The following is a 16,851-nucleotide window of genomic DNA, read 5'->3' on the forward strand; positions in this document are numbered from 1 at the left end:
CAACGCATTTTTAACTTGTTCGTAACCTGCTTTTGATTATAATGAGATTAATTTTTAAACGAGTGTAAGGAGTATTCAGGATGAAAGTTCTTCCATTTTTTGCGATTTGTGGAGCGGTAGCGCTTGTTAGCGTTGCGGTTACAAGTACGCCAAATTCACACTCGTCAGTATGCGAATTCCAACCCGTTACGGAGTTCAACCCCAAGTTGCCCGCAAGCCATATTCAAAACCAATGTGCCCGTCATCAAGAGGGTGTTGAGGAAGTAAGTTGGCTGTCATGGATAGCGGGGAAATCATCCTCTTTCCAATTCCACTTTTTAGACCTACTTGAGTTGATGCACAGCGACGAAGGTAATCGAGATTTCACCTCACCTGCTAACGATACTTAGGGGAAAATTATGCAGTCTGGTACTGGTTTTTGGTCAGTTCTAGGTAGTGTAGTTGCTAGTCTATTTGGTGTTCAGAGCCATAAAAACTACGAACGTGACTTTACTAAAGGCACTTTTATCAGCTTCGCCGTCATTGGCGTAATCTTGGTTGTGCTGTTTGTTGTTACGCTTTTTATGTTCGTTAAATGGTATACGGGCTATAGCGCATAGCAATTGCGTGAATACACATTAAAATCGTATGTGGGTAAGGCGGTCGATGCGCTACCTATAAGACGTTTTTTAGGCTCCACACACTAAACTGAAGGGCGGTGAAACGTCTTCTTTTTTCGAGTCTTTCGCTTTGGTGCGATGTTAGCTGGAGGGAAATAAGCCAAAATTTCATCCACAGGCTGTCGCTTTGCACCGTTTTGACTTATCGAACGCTTAACTGACAGCATACTGAAATCTGCCCCGTGATAAAGCGACCGAGTTAGCGGTAAGTCGTGATTTGAGATGAGGACGGGTATGCCTCGCTTTTTTGACGCGCGGGTGGCGAGCTCAGCCAGCTTCTCTTGAGATTCTTGTCCGAAGCTTCGCGCGGCATAGCTGGTAAACGCTGCAGTCTTGCTGATAGGAGCATACGGTGGGTCACAATAAATAACATTGCCACGCCTAGCTCTAGAAAAAATCTTTTCAAAAGGAAGACAAGTAAACGTCGCTTTTTGCGATTTTTCCGAAAACACAAACATCTCGTCTTCTGGAAAGTACGGCTTTTTATAGCGGCCGAAAGGTACGTTAAAACGCCCTTGAAGGCTGTAGCGGCATAAACCGTTGTACCCATGTCGGTTTAAATAAAGAAAAAGAATCGCTCGGTAGTATTCATCTTGCGTTGCGTTGAACTCTTCGCGCAAGTCATAGTACATCTTTTCTTCATTGCGACTTCCATCAAAAAACGCGCGTGCATCGTTAATCAGTGCATCGGGCTGCGCTTTAAGGAAATTGTATAAGTTGATGAGATCAGGATTGATGTCATTGAGCAGGTAGCGTTTGTATTGCGTATTCAGAAATACAGATCCGGCACCAACAAACGGTTCAATGAGTTTATTGGCTTGCGGTAATCTGGCCTGAATATGCTCAACCAAGCTGTATTTGCCACCGGCCCATTTTAAAAAAGCCCGGTTTTTTTTCTGCATCATGCTTAAACGTTACTACCTAGACGGAATGAAGACGGTGGTTTTTCCGTGCGCCGCCGTTCCAAGGGAAAGGGTCGTCTTTATACTTTTATGCTGATCAGTATCAGATATCACCACACTAAAGGTAGATTGTAACTTTCATCAGTAAAACGGACAACCAACAAGTGTCGCAAGAACGGAATTTTGCTCATTTACTGGAAATATTATGACCACACGGTTGTGAAATGACTTAATTTTGCGCTTTGCTCATCTCTGAGAGGATTTGGTTTCCTCGCTTTATAAAAGCATTTTGTTTACCTGGATATTCGGGTAAATTTGTTCGTGCTTGTTGCGCTTGAGATAACGACGTGTAGATTTGCTTGTTAACTACTACAAACCAGTCGCCACCATAGCGCGTCGTTTTATAAATTCGCGTTTGCTCAGTTAGATTGTTTTCTCGTAGGAACTCACTGAGAACAGACTCATTTTTCATCGCTAACAACTGTATAGCGTAGTCATTTTCCCCAATCCAGCCTTCTTGACTCGATTCACTGGCCACTGTGGTTGGCGCTACATTATCGTTGACGCCGTCCGAGTTTGATTTGGCACCTTGAGCAGGTTGTTGATCACGTAGCGCACCGTTGCTAACCACCTCTGAACCATTGGAGTCAGTGGTATTATCTCCAATCGGGGCATTCTCAAACTGGTTACTGTCTGCCTGTTCTGAAGATGGCGTAACTTCAGGTAAGGATGAAACCGCATTTTCCCAATTGGTAATCAACGGACCGTTATCTGACGATTCATCAATTAACGAGCCACCAACGTCTGCACTATCATCATTGGGCGCGGAAACAAGTTCTACGTTGCCTATTTGGTTGGTTGCTTGAGTTGCTGAGTTTGATGCTGTTGTTTTGCTTTCATCGGTTTCACCATTGCCTATAAGCTTGTTATAAGCAGAGCCGGGCTCAACCTGGGTTCTTTCAGGTTCTGGCGAAGGTTGACTAATAGGCGCAAAAATCGATGCTAATTTATCACCGTATTGCCAGTAAATAAGGCCAGAAAACGTAGCAAGGAACACGCATATAACAGCGATATAAAACCACTTAGACTTTAACGGGTTGATAAAAGTTTGCGTATTTTCACGCTGTCTATTTTCTAAATGAGCCTGAAAAGCCTCGCGACGTGAAGCAATCATTTTGTCGAGCTCTGACTCGAAGCTAGGCTGTTCGCTAATGACTGACTGGCTGCTAATTATTAGTGGGGTTTCTGTATTTTTTGCAGGAAGCCACTGCTTGGCGCGCTCAGCCCATTCGTTATTCGCGAACAAAAGCACATTTAAATGCTGTTTGTTACCAGCGAACCGACTTTGCAACACCAAGTCCCATAGTTCTTGCAGTAGTGCATCAGGAAGATTGTGGGCTTGGGTGATGGCTATAAGAATTGGACCTTCGTGACTATTAAGGTCGGAAAGTAGTTCGTTTAGAGGCCTAACGAAGCTACCCACCACTTGACCAAGAAGCTGCCGACAAAGTTGTCGACGGTAGTCAGAGGGCTCCATATTTTCTTGCGTAGTTAAATACGCAATCTCGGTATCATCGTGCTGCTGGAAGACAAAGGCTTCAAGGGTCTTTTGTTGTTGAGCAATAGACTCACCACTGACAAAAATCAGCTGAGAAGAGTAATTGACCAAATATTCCAAACGTTCATGCAGTTCACTTTGCATGGGAGTTTGCCCTTATTCACCGTTGCTTTAAAAACTGTCCTGCAACGCATTTCTTCATGATTCCAACTAACGTAGGGAAGTCAAGATAGACGCGTTGCCTGGTTCTCGCGAGGGCTAATGACTAAGAAAGGATGTCAGTAAGAATGGCGTCCGTGACGTCCTTGGTAACAACCGCTTTGCCTATGCCTTGAGGAAGTACAAATCGAATACTGCCAGCTTCCACTTTTTTATCGCGTTTCATATGCTTAACGTAGTCATTCTTTGTCATACTATTTGGGCCTGCAACCGGTAAAGCAAATGCTTCAAATAGCGACGATACGCGTCGTGTTTCTGACGCTTCAAACCACGTTAATGCTTCAGCAGCTTTACAAGCAATTATAGTACCAGCGGCTACCGCTTCGCCATGCAGCCAGTTACCGTAGCCTTGCTCGGCTTCAATAGCGTGACCGAACGTGTGGCCTAAGTTAAGAATGGCGCGTAAACCACCTTCACGTTCATCTTTTGCTACCACGTCTGCTTTGATTTCGCAGCAGCGAGAAATAGCTTGGGTAAGAATTTCAGTATCAAGCGACGTAAGTGCATCTACATTACTTTCAAGCCATTCAAAAAACGGTGCGTCGTAAATGATACCGTATTTGATGACCTCTGCCATGCCAGCAGCAAACTCTCTCGCGGGTAATGTAGCGAGGGTATCAGTATCAATGGCCACATAAACCGGTTGGTAAAAAGCGCCAATCATGTTTTTGCCGAGAGGATGATTTACCGCGGTTTTTCCACCTACTGATGAGTCGACTTGAGAAAGCAAAGTCGTAGGAACTTGAATGAAGGGCACACCGCGTTGGTAAGTTGCCGCAACAAAGCCAGTAAGATCACCAATTACACCACCGCCAAGTGCGATAAGTGTCGTATCTCTTGCAGCGTTTAGCTCAAGAAGGCGTGTCATAACCACTTCGAATTGAGCAAGATTTTTGTGTTGCTCGCCGTCCGGCAAAATAATGGTTTCAACTTGAACATTACCACACGCCGCTTTAGCGGTTTCTAAATACAGTGGGGCAACAGTTTCGTTGGTAACAATGACGGCAAGTGGGCCTTTTATATAGGCACTAAAAAGGCCAGGTTGCGAAAGCAGCCCAGCCTCTATCTGTATAGGATAGCTACGTTCTCCAAGTTCCACAGTTAAGGTTGACATTGGCGTAGCACCTCCTATTACATATTTAATTTATAAACCAATTTTACTGATAATCTGATTCGCTACAGCACGCGCACTTTGGTCGTCTGTATCAACAATGTAATCAGCAACTTCTTCGTAAAGCGGGTTGCGCATTTCTGCAAGATCGCGAAGTACTTGTTCTGGATCTTCGTTTTGTAGCAAAGGACGACGTTTGTCACGTTGTGTACGGGCAACTTGCTTATCGATTGTCGTTTGTAGGTAAACAACGATGCCGCGGGCAGATAAACGATTACGCACAGCTTTAGTTACAATAGAACCGCCGCCAGTAGCAAGTACAATACCTTGCTTATCTGTCAAATCGTTAATGACGTTTTCTTCGCGTTTACGGAAACCGTCTTCGCCTTCAAGGTCGAAGATCCAGGCAATGTCTGCACCCGTGCGGCGCTCAATTTCCTGATCCGAATCAAAAAAGTCTAGGTGAAGTTCGTCTGCCAGATGTCTACCGATGGTACTTTTGCCAGCACCCATTGGGCCAACTAAAAAGATATTACGTTTTTCAGCCATATTTGCTTATATCACAACTTAATCATGTTAGGGGCAGTGCACTGTTGCCTTACCAGCCTACCCATTGACTCGTGCCTATTTAGTGTCCAATAAGCACCACTCCTTAAACCTCGCTTAAATTTCGAGGCGGGGATTATCTCAGTTTCATGCAAGGCGTTGCAAGTTTTGTTACTAACAAATAGCGTATACCTGTAAATTTAGTTACAAAAAAAGGCTGAAAACCAAAAAAAGCGCACAAAAATGCGCTTTTTTGAAGGCTAAAAATGAGGATTATGGTCTTTCAGTGACTATCTTGGGTGTCACAAAGATAAGTAGTTCTCGTTTTTGCTGAAGTTGTGACGAGTTTCTGAAAAGGGCACCAACGACAGGCAAATCACCAAACAAAGGCACTTTCGACACGCCATCAGAACTGGTTTGTTGGAATATGCCACCTAATACGATGGTTTCGCCGTTTTCTACCAATACCTGCGTTTTAATTTCTTGGGTATCGATGGCTACGGCCTCACCAGTAGACGTAGAAACGGTTTCGCCACGGGTATCTTGCGTAACAACTAAATCCAAAATAATGCGATTATCAGGCGTAATATGTGGCGTAACTTTCAGTGACAAAACGGCTTTTTTGAACTCTACTGAAGTCGCACCGCTAGACGTTGCTTGTACGTAAGGTATTTCCGTACCTTGTTCAATGTAAGCTTCATGCTGGTTAGCAACCGTAATACGAGGACTCGCAATAATTTCGCCTTTGTTTTCAGATTCTAGTGCGGAAAGCTCAAGGTCTAATATGGTGCCATCAACCAAGCTCGCAATTTGAAAGCCAATGCTACCCGCGGCGCTGGTCACAGGCAGGTTCACATTAAGGCGATTATCAATGCTAGGCACTATGCCGCCGGCAATGGTGTCTGCGCCCTCAAGGCTTCCCGACACACCATTATCGTCTTGACGGTCGCTGAAACCCCAACGAACGCCAAGCTGCTCGCCTACATCGTCAAGCACAGTAACCATACGGCTTTCAATCAGCACTTGCTTTACTGGAATATCTAACGCATTGATGGTTTTTCTTGCTTCATCAATAGAGGCTAACGTGTCGCGAATAAGTAAAGTGTTGGTTCGTTCATCTACTGTAACACCCCCTCGCTCAGATAAGATCCCGCCCTCTGTCGACTTTAAGATCGTGGCCAAGGCAGCAGCTTTTGCATAGTTAACAGGAATATTAACCGTATGAAGAGGCGCTAAGTCTGAAACTTGCTTTTTAGATTGAAGGGCTTGGGTTTCACGAGCCGATAGTTCTTCAGCCGGTGCAATTAATAAAATGTTGCCCTCTAAGCGTTTATCCAGACCTTTAACACGCAAAATCATGTCGAGAGCTTGATCCCACGGAACGCCCGACAAGCTTATCGTTACGTTTCCTGTTACGGTGTCGGTGGTCACTAAGTTAAACCCATTAACCTGCGCAATAATTTGTAAAACTTGTCTCACAGGAACATCTTGAAAATCGAGCGAAATGGGGTCGCCTGTGTATTTCTTTTCCGCTTCCAAGGCGTCTTGCTGCGCGCTGTCCATTGGCGTTATCGCCATACGAATTACGCCGTCTTTTACCGTATTTTGAACCGTAACTGGGCCCGAATAATTAACCTCAATTCGCGCGCCATCTTTATCTTCGAATGTCTCGATGGTAGAAACCAACGTGCCGAAATCAGCCACATTAAGTTCTACCAATTGGTCTTCGCCTAACTTGGTGTTTGGTAATGTAAGGGATACTTTTCCTTGTGACTCAATAAGCTGAAGCTTTGGCGCTTGGCCCTCAAAACTCACCAGTGTTACAGCGGTATTGTTAGCTGCTTGAGTAAAGTCGATGTTTGTGACCGTGGTGGTAACGGTTGATGCATTTCGTTTAGTATCAGGGTCGACTAACAAAGGCTCTTGGGCTTTTACTGGCGAAACAAATACGGTTAATGAAAATATTGCAGCCACAGCGAAAGCCAGCCAATACCATCTAGGCACTCTACGATTCAGAGATTTGTTAAATATGTATCGTTCGGCCATGCTTACTCTCCCGCCTTCGATGCTGTAGTCATTGTTGTTGTTTTCCTTTGCCAGCAGCCCGCACCATCAGGTAATAACTGTTCAATAGTAATTGAGTCGGTGCTAATTTGCGTAATTTTGCCATAAAACAAGCCGATACGACTCCCTACTTTAGCTTTATGTAATACGCCATCGTTACTTTTCAATAATGCCCACTGCACTCCTTTAACGGCAAAGTTGCCAGTCAGTGCGAGGGCGTCCACGCCATAGGCTTCCAATGCTTCTTTAGGGCGCTGGAAGTTTGGCTGTAAACAGTTTTCTACCCGCGCTTTTGCTACTGGAGCTGCGTTGTTCTTAGGGCGATCGAACGGGCTTCTTAAAGCGCTTGCCGAATAGCTAAAAGGTGGGTGAGTCTTGAATTCTGGATACGGTTCAATTTGTGGCTGAGCACGCTCTTTAACACTCTGTGTATAGGCATGCAGATCGTCGAGTTTAGGTGAACAGCCTGTTACTAACAATATGATTAAAAGAGATAAAAACGAACGAATCATTGTTCATCTCCTTCAATGTCTGTCGAGTTTTCCGAACGATAAGTTTTCGCCTGCAGCTTCAGCGACAGACCATTTGCTTCACGCTTTATGTCAAAATCGTGAAGTGTAACGATACGAGGTAAATCTGCGACTTTGGAAACGAATTCGCCAAAGTTGTGATAGCCACCGCTTACTTCCATTTCGATAGGTAGTTCGGTGTAAAACTCTTTTGGTACTTCTTGTTGCCAGTTAAGCAACTCAAACGTGAGGCCCGATGCGGTACCAACGTAAGTGATATCGTCAAGCAAACCCGGTGTTTCGTTGCTGGTTGGAAGACTTTTCAGCATAGACGAGAAGTCTTCTTTAATTTGCGCGAGTTGGGCTTGGTAAGCTTCTAAATTAGCCGCAATGCGGTACTTTGCTTCGAACTGTAACTTTAGTTCTTGTTCTTTTAATTCAGCCGCATCTTTAATCGGTAATTTGGGGCTTATTAGCATGTAGTAGCTCAACGCACCTACCAATATTGCGACAAACGCCGCCACAACAATGCGAACTTCGTTTGGCCAAATAGCGATTTGTTCAAAGTCGAGTTCGTTGAGTTCTTTTAGTTTTGAAACATCAAACTTCATGGTTATTGCGCCTCACTACTTTCTATTTCTAGCGGAGCAACATTGGGGTTTATCGAAAACGTAAGCGTAAAGTTGCTAATCGCTCTCGCTGCACTGCTGTCAGATTTAATGGTAGAAAGCTCTGCGGCAACGAACACTTTCGAGTTGTCCAGCGCGCGCATAAAGTCGGAAAGACGATTGTTCGAATCACTAGTCCCTTCAATCTCAATACGGTTATTGCTTCTGGTCATAAACTCGAAGGCCACACCGGGAGGAACGAGTTTAGCAAGTTCATCAAATACTATAGGAGCCACATTGCGACTTGCTTGCAGTTGCTCAATTAATGCCATGCGCTGCTCAATGGCATTTTTACTGTCTTTAACCTTTTTTATCTCTGCAATTTGCGCATCTAAAACCGCGATTTCCCGTTCAAGGTATTGATTACGCGAGTTTTGATTACTTATTTGCTGGTCGATAGCTTGACCAATGAACCAAAAAATCAATCCTACAATGGCGGCAACAGCAAGTAGCCCTGCCAAGTATTGTTGTTTTTGATGTTGGCGCTGCTTCTCTCGCCAAGGTAGTAAATTTACATGTGCCATGGCGTAAAGCTCCGGCTCGCTAGACCCGCTGCAATCGCAAGCTGTGGTGCAATTTTGCTAAGTCTCGTGGCATCAAGTTTAGGGTTTATCGACATGTTGCTAAACGGATTGAAGCAATCAACCTCTAGGCCTAAGTCTTGTTTTAAAATGTCGACTAACGGTTCAATAGTAGCGGCACCGCCGCTAAACAGTATTTTGGTGGGGCGCTCTGCATGTAGCGTGCTCATATACATTTGTAATGCACGGTTGATATTTTGCTGTAGGTTAGCGGCAAATATAGGAAGCGTATCTTCCACCCAATTTCCAGACAGCGTGCCATCAAGTAGCTGACGCTCTGCGGTTTCACGCTCAACCATATGAATGGCGCTAATATCGTTAATTAGCTGATTTAAGCCAAAGGCGTGCTCTTTGGTGTAGATGACGTCGCCGTTTTTTATTACGCATATTTGAAGAAGCGAGGCGCCCACATTAATACAGCAAAGTGGCATGTCTTCGGTATGAGGCGTATGGAAAAAGTCCATGGCATTGCCGATGGCATAATTTTCCATATCAACAATTTTGGGTTCAAAGTTAGCTTCTCTTGCAAGCAGCAAGCGACTGTCTACCAAATCTTTATGCGCAGCGGTAAGTAATACATTTACTTTTCCAGTGTGCGTTGCGCTCGGCCCCATTTCTTCAAAATCCAAATATACTTCTTCAAGCGGATAGGGAATGAGACTGTCGGCTTCGATCTCAATTTGATTTTCTAAATCGTAATCGCTTTGCTCTGGGTCCATATAGACGATTTTACTGATCACTGACGTACCAGCCACCGCAACATTTGCCAGCTTTAATTTTGTTTTTAGCGACTTTCGAATTTTCTTGAGAGCAATGCTTACTGACTCATAGTCTTTAATATCACGCTCAGAGAAAGCGATTTTGTTAATTGGCTCACAGGCATACCCTTGAAGGACGAACCCGTCTTTCGATTGCTCTAACCACACCGCTTTTATTTGACGCGTGCCTATATCTAAGCCCACAATGGGCGGCAGCTTTTTCTTAAACAGCGATTTCATGTGCAAGTGTCCAGTTTCAAAGGTAGTTGCTCTAAAGTACAATGTTACTCTAATAGTCTTATGCGTATGGTTCTAGAGATAACACATACGTATAAAATATACGTCATTTCAACAAAATGTCTTGGTATCCGTTACAGTGAAGTACATCAAACCACTTATTTTATTTAGTTTTCTATCAGGCCTTCTTGGTTTTGCAGCACTGGTAGGTATTTACTTTTATATCAAACCTGACCTACCAAGTGTTACTGTACTTAAGGATGTACGCCTGCAAACACCCATGCAGATATACACCAAAGACGGAAAACTTATTTCGCAGTATGGAGTTAAACGGCGGATCCCCGTAAAACTTGAGGAAGTCCCGCAAGAATTAATTAACGCCATACTCGCTACCGAAGACAGTCGCTTCTACGAACACCACGGTATTGACCCCATTGGTATAATGCGTGCTGCAGTAAGTTTAGTCCTTACTGGCGAAAAGCGTCAGGGAGCAAGTACGTTAACCATGCAGCTAGCACGAGGGTTTTTCCTTAGTCGGGAGAAAACCTATATCAGAAAGATCAAAGAGATCTTTATAGCACTGCACATGGAGCAAGAGCTTTCTAAGCAGGAAATTCTTGAGCTGTACCTCAACAAAATCGAATTGGGCCATAGAGCGTTTGGTTTTGGGGCGGCCGCCCAAGTGTACTATGGCAAACCGCTTAACGAACTCTCTTTAGCTCAAATTGCTACTATTGCCGGTCTTCCAAAAGCGCCATCAGTGCTTAACCCTATCAGCGGGCCGCAACGTTCTGTCGAACGCAGACGCGTGGTCTTACTTCGTATGCTTGACGAAGAGTACATCACTAAAGCGCAGTTCGATGAAGCTGCGAATGCGCCAGTTTCAGCGAAGAAGCACGGTGCTGAAATTGAAGTGGATGCGCCTTATTTGGCCGACACCATTTATAACGAAATGGTAGAGATTTATGGAAAAGAAGAGGCAGAAACCGGCGGATACCAAGTTTTTGCGACTGCAACGTCAGATCTTCAATTAGCTGCTCAGCGTGCGGTGGTTCGAAATCTTCATGACTATGATGAGCGTCATGGCTATAAAGGCGCCCTTGGCTACTTATGGAATATTCCTAAGCCAGAAGGAAAGGATGACGCGATTCCACAACTTTCATTGAGCTATGACATAAGTGATAAGACAACACGAGAAGAGTGGGATAACGAATCAATCATGCGCGTGCTTGAAGAGATTCCTCACATTAAACCTCTTTTGCCATCGGTTGTTACGAAAGTAAATGAGCAGTCGATAGAAGTGTTGTCTGTAGATGGCAAATCAATAACAGTCGAGTGGGATGGACTAGATTGGGCCCGACGCTACATTACAGACTTTAGGCAGGGTAGTGACCCCAAAAGCGCTTCAGATGTGACTCAAGAAGGGGCGGTCATTTATATCAGACAGCAAGAAGGGCAGTGGCGCATTTCGCAAATCCCTGAGGTGAGCGGAGCGTTTATCGCACTTAATCCGAAAAACGGTGCGGTTGAAGCGGTTGTTGGTGGCTACAGCTTTTATCAAAGCCAGTTTAACCGAGCAACACAGGCCAAGCGCCAAGTGGGCTCGAACATCAAGCCTTTCGTTTATTCTGCTGCATTAGACAGTGGCTATACCCTTGCATCCATTATCAATGACGCTCCCATTAACCAATGGAATGCGGCGACGGGTGTAGCTTGGCGACCGCAAAACTCGCCAGCTGAGTACGACGGCCCAATTAGAATGCGTAAAGCCCTTGGGAAATCGAAAAACGTGGTATCGGTTCGACTATTGCGTGGTGTTGGTCTTAGAGAAACGGCCGATTACTTAACGCGCTTCGGTTTTAATAAAGACGATATCCCACTTGATGAAACCGTATCCCTTGGGTCGAGTTCACATACGCCGCTTGAAGTAGTAAGAGGTATGTCGGTCATTGCGAACGGTGGCTACTTAGTAAACCCTCATTTCATCAGCAAAGTGCTTGATGAAAACGGCGATGAGCTTTGGAAAGCAAACCCAGTTTGGGCGTGCAATCGTTGTGAAAATCAAAGCGATCCAGAAATACTACCTGAAGACGAAGAAGCCGATATTGAAGCCTTACTTGCCGCTGAACTAAATCAAGATATTTTACTTGGCGACGTCGATGATGACGAAGCTGCAGAAAAAGTGATTGCGCCTCAGGTTATTACTGCTCAAAACGCTTTCTTAGTGGCAGAAATGATGCGAACGGCTGTGAGAGCAAACGGAAATTGGAGCAAGAAAACCTATTGGTTAGGCACCGGCTGGCGTGCTCGTAATATTCTTCAGCGTACTGACATAGCTGGGAAAACGGGTACAACGAATGACTCGCGAGACACGTGGTTCAGTGGTTTCCACAAAGATTTGGTGGCCACCACATGGGTAGGCTTCGACAACATGGGGCGTCAGTTAGGGCGAGCTACGCGAAACCAAAACCTTATTAATAAGAATGCTGAGAAATTCAACTGGATAGGCAACGCCATGATCGGCATTGAAGATGGAGCTAAAGCTGCTGAGCCAGCGTGGATCAGATTTATGCAACATGCTCTAGAAAATAAACCACATACGCCAATGCCCGTACCAGAGAATATAGTGCGTGTTCGCATTGATCGTACCAGTGGAAAGTTGACCAGACGAACAGACCATACGACACTATTCGAATATTTCCTGCAGGGAACCGAGCCAACGACTTATGTTCGCGATGACGAAGTGTTGGATCCGGCCACGCAGGATACGACTACTGCGCCTGAGCCAGAAGAAATATTCTAATTACTAAGAGGCACGTTGCACGCGTGCCGCTTCAGGCTTAGGTGATGTATTTGCCTGAACACATTATCGGAAAACCAATGTCAGAAGATTCACAGCGATATCTTTATATTCCTCATGCCGGCCCTTCATTGCTGGAAACCCCCCTACTGAATAAAGGCAGTGCCTTCACTGCACGGGAACGTGCGGCGTTTAACCTGACGGGTCTAGTGCCACCAAGGTATGAAACCATCGAAGAGCAGGTTGAACGTGCTTACATGCAATACAGTAGCTTTGACGAAGCACTAAACAAGCATATTTATCTGCGCGCAATTCAAGACAATAACGAAACCTTGTTTTACCGCCTGATTCAAAAGCACATCGATGAGATGATGCCCATCATTTACACCCCTACTGTAGGTGATGCATGTGAGCAGTTTTCAGATATCTATCGCAGTTCGCGTGGCTTGTTTGTGTCGTATGAAGAACGTCACCAGCTTGATGACATTGTTCGCAATGCAACGAAGCGTAAAGTGAAAGTGATTGTTGTGACTGACGGTGAACGCATCTTAGGCTTGGGAGACCAAGGTATTGGCGGAATGGGCATTCCTATCGGTAAACTTTCGCTTTACACAGCGTGTGGTGGAATTAGTCCAGCATACACATTGCCCGTAATGTTAGATGTAGGTACTAACAACGAAAAGCTGCTAGCCGACCCAATGTATATGGGGGCGCGCCATCCGCGTATTGGACAGGAAGAATACGACGAATTTGTTGATATGTTCATTAACGCTGTGAAGCGACGCTGGCCCGATGTAATGATTCAGTTTGAAGATTTTGCGCAGCCAAATGCTATGCCGTTATTAAACCGCTATCGCAACGACGTGTGTTGTTTTAACGACGATATACAAGGCACTGCTGCCGTTACCCTTGGTACTATTTTGGCGGCATGTAAAACCAAGCAGCAAAAGCTACGCGACATGAAGGTGGTGTTCGTGGGGGCGGGTTCGGCAGGCTGTGGTATTGCTGAAATGCTCATTCAACAAATGGTATTTGAGGGCCTGACTGACGAACAAGCACGTAAGCAAGTGTTCATGATTGACCGTTTTGGTTTGGTAACCGAAGGCATGGAAGGTCTACGCGACTTCCAACAAAAGCTTCAGCAGAAAAATGCTGACTTGGCTGATTGGACGTTCAGTGGAGATTATGCGTCACTACTTGATGTTATGCACTGCGCGCAGCCAGACGTACTTATTGGTGTTTCAGGTCAGCCAGGCTTGTTCACTGAACAAGTTATCCGTGCCATGAAGCAAGGCTGTGAGCTGCCAATCATCTTCCCGTTAAGTAACCCCTCACGACAAGTTGAAGCGCGTCCTGAGCAAGTGATTGAATGGACAGAAGGTGAAGTGATTATTGCTACAGGTAGTCCGTTCAAGCCTGTAGAGTACGATGGCAAAATATTTCCTATCGCTCAATGCAACAACTCTTACATCTTCCCGGGCATTGGCCTTGGTGTTGTTGCATCTAAAGCGAAGCTTATTAGTGACGAAATGCTGATGGCCGCAAGTAACGCACTTGCTTCAGCGTCGCCATTAGTCAACACAGGTCAGGGGTCACTATTGCCACCCCTTTCTGCCATTGCAGAAATTAGCAGAGAGATTGCTTTTGAAGTGGGTAGAGTAGCGATGGAGCAGGGGCTTGCCCTTGAAATATCTGGCGACGCATTGCGCGCCAGCATTGAGCGTAACTTCTGGAAAGCAGAGTACCGCCCTTACAAGCGGGTAAGCATCTAGTATCCGTTAACGTTATAAGAAAGCAGGCTTAGCCTGCTTTTTTGTACTTGTGAACAACGCTTTCACCATGACTTACAACCCAAAAGCTGAAGTAAGCCACCGTCTAACTGCTCGAACTTCATCCATTTCACGGCCGTACTCCAACCAAATGTAATATGGTGTTGCCTATGCGCAACATTTCCTTGCTCTGATATACAACTTACTCTTAATGGTTTTTAATAAGCTTTTGTTATATAGGTTAATTTTTCATTGGCACAATCATTGATAACACATTCCCTGATACTCAAAAAAGGAAAGGTAGGTGTTAGAGATGAAAAAAATGAAAAACAACTCAAACTTTTTAGGTTCTAGATTCGTTAAACGTTCGTTTTCTACATCATTGGTTATGGCTGCGCTTGCCACGCTTAGCGCGTGTGGAGGCTCAGATGATAAGATCGAAGACCAGCCCACGCCCACCATGAGTACCTTTTCCCTTTCAGTTTCTGACGCCCCTGTAGATGACGCCAGTGAAGTAGTGGTGTATTTCGATGAAGTTGAATTAATTGGCAATGAATCACCAATCACGTTCTCAGTTGAAGATGAAAATGGTGATCCTCGAAGCATCGACTTGTTGTCGCTACCGGGCGAGCAGTTTGAAGTTATCGTAGAAGATACTGAAATCCCAGTAGGTGACTACGACCAACTTCGTCTTAGTGTGACGGAAGATTCTTACATAGTAACTAACGAGGGAACTTACCCTATTCGCGTGCCAAGTGGCGAACTGAAACTTGATGGTTTTACTGCACAACCTAACTTTGACGCAGCCTACACCGTTGAATTCGATTTAAGAAAAAGCTTAGTCGATCCAGTAGGTCAAGAGGTTATTATGCTAAAACCTCGCGGTGTTCGCTTAGTGTTAAATGATGACGTGGGTACGCTTAACGGCACAGTAGATAGCACGCTAGTGATGGACGAGAAATGCGCTGTAAAAACCGACATGTTTGTTGGCAATGCAGTTTATATCTACGAAGGTGAACAAAACCTTCTCGATGCCCTTGGTGATGACGCTGATGCAGGCGTGGATGATACCGAGTTGCGCCCTTTCACTGTTGTACCTGTAATGTACAGCGAGTCAGATGAAACATTCAATTTTACAGCGGGCTTCATGCCTCAGGGCGAGTATTCACTAAGCTTTTCATGCACAGCACTATTTGACGAGCCTGAAACGGACGAGGACGCCGAAGACGGTTTCTTTTTACAAACTATTGATGTTGCCACAGTTGTAGCAGGGGACACCACAACGGTAACCATCGAATAGTTCCAGTTTGCGGGCAACGGACTGCTCGCCTTTTATTCATAAAGCCGCGCTCTTGATATAGCTAAAGCGCGGCTTTTTTATGTCAATAAACGTATATCGCCGTTTATTAGTCGACACCGTTGAGCTATAAGTCTTTAAAAGCTGTTCTTAGTAGCTATGTATTGCACTAACCTTAACGATAAAGTCATTTAAAGGAATTGCTATGTCGACAGAAAGTAACTACACACCACCAGAAGTTTGGACTCAGGCTGAGGATGATGGCAACAAGTGGGCCAGCATTAATCGTCCTGTGTCGGGCGCTACCCATGAGAAAGCTCGTTCCAATGGCGAGCATGGTTTGCAGCTATACTCGTTAGCCACACCTAATGGTCAGAAAGTTACCATCATGCTTGAAGAGTTGCTGGCTGCTGGCGTGAGCGAAGCAGAATACGACGCTTGGCTGATAAACATTGGTGAGGGCGATCAGTTCTCTTCTGGGTTTGTTGACGTTAACCCGAATAGTAAAATTCCTGCCATGGTCGACACGACAACGTCGCCAGAAACTAAGCTGTTCGAATCAGCTTCAATCCTAGTTTACTTGGCGGAAAAATTCGGTAAATTTATTCCTCAAGACGCTCAGGCCAAGGCGGAATGTTATAACTGGCTGTTCTGGCAGGTGGGGTCAGCGCCTTACTTGGGCGGTGGTTTTGGGCACTTCTACAGCTATGCGCCATATCCAATGGAATATCCTATCAATCGCTTTACCATGGAAACTAAGCGTCAGTTAGATGTGCTAGACAAACACTTAGCAAACAATGAGTTCATGGCTGGCAGCGAGTACAGTATCGCTGATATAGCTATCTGGCCATGGTATGGCAACCTAGTGCTAGGTAATTTGTACAATGCAGCAACGTTCCTTCAGGTACACGAGTACACCAATTTAGTTCGATGGGCTAAGCAGCTAGAGCAGCGAGAAGGGGTTAAACGTGGCCGTATTGTCAATAAGACCTGGGGCGACGATGGTCAGTTAGAAAACCGCCACAGCGCAAAAGATATCGACGACGCACTCGCCAAAGCCTAAATAATGGGGGCAGAGTACATTTAATTTGGGGTCAGAGTACATTACTTTGGTTAATCGCCTTTTTAGCATCAGAATGGCTAACGAAAGGCATCAACATAAAACGGGGTCAG

At 45.1% G+C, this 16,851-nt stretch carries 15 protein-coding genes; 6 read left to right on the plus strand and 9 right to left on the minus strand.

What is annotated here, in order from left to right; genetic code table 11:
- Positions 1 to 80 precede the first annotated feature (80 nt).
- Together ACFI6L_RS13050 and ACFI6L_RS13055 are read left to right on the plus strand one after the other, a co-directional pair.
- Positions 81 to 389 carry a hypothetical protein gene (locus ACFI6L_RS13050; RefSeq protein WP_014948027.1) on the plus strand — a complete coding sequence of 103 codons (309 nt, stop codon included), beginning with the start codon at positions 81 to 83 and terminating at the stop codon, positions 387 to 389.
- A 9-nt stretch (positions 390 to 398) separates the two neighbouring features.
- Positions 399 to 599: a DUF2970 domain-containing protein gene (locus ACFI6L_RS13055; RefSeq protein WP_014948028.1), complete on the plus strand. Its 201-nt coding sequence runs from the start codon at positions 399 to 401 to the stop codon at positions 597 to 599.
- Positions 600 to 682: 83 nt separating this feature from the next.
- On the opposite strand, the gene ACFI6L_RS13060 is transcribed toward ACFI6L_RS13055, so the two are convergent.
- From ACFI6L_RS13060 to pilM, 9 genes are all read right to left on the minus strand, one after another.
- Positions 683 to 1,564 (minus strand): Dam family site-specific DNA-(adenine-N6)-methyltransferase, encoded by an 882-nt coding sequence (locus tag ACFI6L_RS13060; protein ID WP_462574162.1) that lies wholly within the window; start codon positions 1,562 to 1,564, stop codon positions 683 to 685.
- A 226-nt stretch (positions 1,565 to 1,790) separates the two neighbouring features.
- Positions 1,791 to 3,263, minus strand: coding sequence for an SPOR domain-containing protein (locus ACFI6L_RS13065; protein WP_462574163.1), 1,473 nt, complete (start codon positions 3,261 to 3,263; stop codon positions 1,791 to 1,793).
- 121 nt (positions 3,264 to 3,384) lie between these two features.
- Positions 3,385 to 4,452: a 3-dehydroquinate synthase gene (gene aroB / locus ACFI6L_RS13070; RefSeq protein ID WP_014948031.1), complete on the minus strand. Its 1,068-nt coding sequence runs from the start codon at positions 4,450 to 4,452 to the stop codon at positions 3,385 to 3,387.
- A 30-nt stretch (positions 4,453 to 4,482) separates the two neighbouring features.
- Positions 4,483 to 4,998, minus strand: coding sequence for a shikimate kinase AroK (gene aroK / locus ACFI6L_RS13075; protein WP_014948032.1), 516 nt, complete (start codon positions 4,996 to 4,998; stop codon positions 4,483 to 4,485).
- 270 nt (positions 4,999 to 5,268) lie between these two features.
- Complete coding sequence (locus ACFI6L_RS13080; RefSeq protein ID WP_061094069.1) at positions 5,269 to 7,041, minus strand: type IV pilus secretin PilQ; 1,773 nt, start codon at positions 7,039 to 7,041, stop codon at positions 5,269 to 5,271.
- 2 nt (positions 7,042 to 7,043) lie between these two features.
- Positions 7,044 to 7,571, minus strand: coding sequence for a pilus assembly protein PilP (locus tag ACFI6L_RS13085; protein ID WP_014948034.1), 528 nt, complete (start codon positions 7,569 to 7,571; stop codon positions 7,044 to 7,046).
- A complete protein-coding gene (locus ACFI6L_RS13090) occupies positions 7,568 to 8,179 on the minus strand; it encodes a type IV pilus inner membrane component PilO (RefSeq protein WP_014948035.1) in 612 nt (203 codons plus the stop codon). The genes ACFI6L_RS13085 and ACFI6L_RS13090 overlap by 4 nt, the downstream gene beginning before the upstream one ends.
- A 2-nt stretch (positions 8,180 to 8,181) precedes the next feature.
- Entirely contained in the window at positions 8,182 to 8,760 is a 579-nt protein-coding gene (locus ACFI6L_RS13095) for a PilN domain-containing protein (protein WP_061094070.1), read from the minus strand.
- A complete protein-coding gene (gene pilM / locus ACFI6L_RS13100) occupies positions 8,748 to 9,815 on the minus strand; it encodes a type IV pilus assembly protein PilM (protein ID WP_049588773.1) in 1,068 nt (355 codons plus the stop codon). The genes ACFI6L_RS13095 and pilM overlap by 13 nt, the downstream gene beginning before the upstream one ends.
- Before the next feature lie 136 nt (positions 9,816 to 9,951).
- Between pilM and ACFI6L_RS13105 the strand changes: the two genes are divergently transcribed.
- The 4 genes from ACFI6L_RS13105 (at position 9,952) to yghU (ending at position 16,741) form a co-directional block, all read left to right on the plus strand.
- The gene (locus ACFI6L_RS13105; RefSeq protein WP_061439230.1) at positions 9,952 to 12,615 is read left to right on the plus strand and encodes a penicillin-binding protein 1A; all 2,664 of its coding nucleotides are present in this window, start codon (positions 9,952 to 9,954) and stop codon (positions 12,613 to 12,615) included.
- 77 nt (positions 12,616 to 12,692) lie between these two features.
- Positions 12,693 to 14,384 carry an NAD-dependent malic enzyme gene (locus ACFI6L_RS13110; RefSeq protein ID WP_278344201.1) on the plus strand — a complete coding sequence of 564 codons (1,692 nt, stop codon included), beginning with the start codon at positions 12,693 to 12,695 and terminating at the stop codon, positions 14,382 to 14,384.
- Between the two features lie 310 nt (positions 14,385 to 14,694).
- Positions 14,695 to 15,681 (plus strand): DUF4382 domain-containing protein, encoded by a 987-nt coding sequence (locus ACFI6L_RS13115; RefSeq protein ID WP_239239569.1) that lies wholly within the window; start codon positions 14,695 to 14,697, stop codon positions 15,679 to 15,681.
- Between the two features lie 202 nt (positions 15,682 to 15,883).
- On the plus strand, positions 15,884 to 16,741 hold the full coding sequence (yghU, locus tag ACFI6L_RS13120; RefSeq protein ID WP_462574165.1) for a glutathione-dependent disulfide-bond oxidoreductase: 858 nt from the start codon (positions 15,884 to 15,886) through the stop codon (positions 16,739 to 16,741).
- Positions 16,742 to 16,851 lie beyond the last annotated feature (110 nt).

The sequence above is a fragment of the Alteromonas sp. G4i35 genome (genome assembly GCF_054960375.1).

What these genes read in the sequence shown, in the direction of transcription:
- ACFI6L_RS13050 (WP_014948027.1), top strand. Translation starts at nt 81, where the DNA reads ATGAAAGTTCTTCCATTTTTTGCGATTTGTGGAGCGGTAGCGCTTGTT.
- ACFI6L_RS13055 (WP_014948028.1), top strand. Translation starts at nt 399, where the DNA reads ATGCAGTCTGGTACTGGTTTTTGGTCAGTTCTAGGTAGTGTAGTTGCT.
- ACFI6L_RS13060 (WP_462574162.1), bottom strand. Translation starts at nt 1,564, where the DNA reads ATGATGCAGAAAAAAAACCGGGCTTTTTTAAAATGGGCCGGTGGCAAA.
- ACFI6L_RS13065 (WP_462574163.1), bottom strand. Translation starts at nt 3,263, where the DNA reads ATGCAAAGTGAACTGCATGAACGTTTGGAATATTTGGTCAATTACTCT.
- aroB (WP_014948031.1), bottom strand. Translation starts at nt 4,452, where the DNA reads ATGTCAACCTTAACTGTGGAACTTGGAGAACGTAGCTATCCTATACAG.
- aroK (WP_014948032.1), bottom strand. Translation starts at nt 4,998, where the DNA reads ATGGCTGAAAAACGTAATATCTTTTTAGTTGGCCCAATGGGTGCTGGC.
- ACFI6L_RS13080 (WP_061094069.1), bottom strand. Translation starts at nt 7,041, where the DNA reads ATGGCCGAACGATACATATTTAACAAATCTCTGAATCGTAGAGTGCCT.
- ACFI6L_RS13085 (WP_014948034.1), bottom strand. Translation starts at nt 7,571, where the DNA reads ATGATTCGTTCGTTTTTATCTCTTTTAATCATATTGTTAGTAACAGGC.
- ACFI6L_RS13090 (WP_014948035.1), bottom strand. Translation starts at nt 8,179, where the DNA reads ATGAAGTTTGATGTTTCAAAACTAAAAGAACTCAACGAACTCGACTTT.
- ACFI6L_RS13095 (WP_061094070.1), bottom strand. Translation starts at nt 8,760, where the DNA reads ATGGCACATGTAAATTTACTACCTTGGCGAGAGAAGCAGCGCCAACAT.
- pilM (WP_049588773.1), bottom strand. Translation starts at nt 9,815, where the DNA reads ATGAAATCGCTGTTTAAGAAAAAGCTGCCGCCCATTGTGGGCTTAGAT.
- ACFI6L_RS13110 (WP_278344201.1), top strand. Translation starts at nt 12,693, where the DNA reads ATGTCAGAAGATTCACAGCGATATCTTTATATTCCTCATGCCGGCCCT.
- ACFI6L_RS13115 (WP_239239569.1), top strand. Translation starts at nt 14,695, where the DNA reads ATGAAAAAAATGAAAAACAACTCAAACTTTTTAGGTTCTAGATTCGTT.
- yghU (WP_462574165.1), top strand. Translation starts at nt 15,884, where the DNA reads ATGTCGACAGAAAGTAACTACACACCACCAGAAGTTTGGACTCAGGCT.